This window comes from Aquibacillus halophilus (genome assembly GCF_009649745.1).
GTDB classification, from domain to species: domain Bacteria; phylum Bacillota; class Bacilli; order Bacillales; family Amphibacillaceae; genus Aquibacillus; species Aquibacillus halophilus.
Genome location: NZ_WJNG01000046.1, coordinates 1 through 281, shown reverse-complemented (window position 1 = coordinate 281; position 281 = coordinate 1). Strand labels below are relative to the sequence as shown.

At 48.4% G+C, this 281-nt stretch carries 1 rRNA gene; it reads right to left on the bottom strand.

Annotation, left to right across the window (positions count from 1 at the left end):
• A 23S ribosomal RNA gene (locus GH741_RS21465) occupies positions 1 to 281 on the bottom strand; the annotation flags it as partial.

Below are 281 nucleotides of genomic sequence, written 5' to 3'. Positions count from 1 at the left end.
CAGGGCTCTTACCTTCTTTGGCTGACCGTTCCAGGTCGATTCATTTAAAGCGTTTCTTTGTAACTCCGTATAGAGTGTCCTACAACCCCAGAAAGCAAGCTTTCTGGTTTGGGCTGATTCCGTTTCGCTCGCCGCTACTTGGGAAATCGCATTTGCTTTCTCTTCCTCCGGGTACTAAGATGTTTCAGTTCCCCGGGTCTGCCTCACGTATCCTATGAATTCAGATACGTGTACTACTCCATTACGAGCAGTGGGTTTCCCCATTCGGAAATTCCTGGATC